Source organism: Mesorhizobium sp. M7A.F.Ca.CA.004.06.1.1 (assembly GCF_003999135.1).
In the GTDB taxonomy this organism is placed as follows: Bacteria; Pseudomonadota; Alphaproteobacteria; order Rhizobiales; family Rhizobiaceae; genus Mesorhizobium.
The window spans coordinates 1-800 of sequence record NZ_RZPQ01001289.1; the positions used below are offsets into that span (position 1 = coordinate 1).

The 800-nt window shown below is 64.4% G+C and carries 1 protein-coding gene and 1 pseudogene; one reads left to right on the plus strand and one right to left on the minus strand.

Translation table 11 applies throughout. The annotated features are described in order from the left end of the window. Positions 1-201, minus strand: a pseudogene (locus EN906_RS35845) (type I methionyl aminopeptidase); the annotation flags it as partial. Between the two features lie 200 nt (positions 202-401). Between EN906_RS35845 and EN906_RS35850 the strand changes: the two are divergent. Next, positions 402-800: hypothetical protein (locus tag EN906_RS35850; protein WP_127375856.1), on the plus strand; the 399-nt coding region annotated here is incomplete at its 3' end.

Below are 800 nucleotides of genomic sequence, written 5' to 3' on the forward strand. Positions count from 1 at the left end.
GTGGTCCATGCCGAATTCGAAGACGAAGCGGTCTATTGCTTCGGTGGTGACGCCGGGCTGGACCATCGGCACCAGCTCGTCGAGGCAGCGTGCGGTGAGATCGCATGCCTTGCGCATGCCGGCAAAGCCGTCCTCGCCATAGAGGCGGATCTGGCCGGTATTTCTGAGCGGGGCCGTGGCAGCGTCGAGATAGGTGACCATTTTGTCCGTGTAGCGGGTAGGGCTCTGCAGGAGAGCCAGCGTGAAAATTTCCCCAGATTTGGCACTTGAGGGCAAAAGGTTCAAGGAAGAACTGTCTGATGCGGCCGCGCGCTTCCCGATATTTGCCTCGCAAGGGCGATGTCTTGCCGGTTTTTGCCCGGTTTGCTTCCCTTTCTGGCCATGGTGCGTTAGGGCGGGTGATGTTTTCGAGATCGCGTCCCTTCGCGGCGGCCAGGCAAACCGGATGGCCTGAAGCGCCGCTGACGGCAGCGTGCTCATGCCTGATGGGCATGGTGCTGCTCGCGATGCTGTGCTTCGGCCTGCCGGTGGCGTCAGGCTTTGCGGGGTCTGCGCCAAGCGGTGTCAGCGTCGGTGTCGAGCGGTCGGGCGAAGTGGCGGCGCTGCTGCGTGTCACCGGCAAGGCGCAAGCGCTGGAGGTTCGTGCCGGCCGTCCGGTCCTGGTCAAGTTCGCCGGCGGCCACCCCGCGCTTCCGGTCCCCGACGCTGTTTTTCTTTGGGCCGAACGGCCATCGCAAAGAGCGATGGTTTCGGGATATGGGGCCGCCTCGGTTCCCGGGGCGAGCACCAACCAGCCGCGC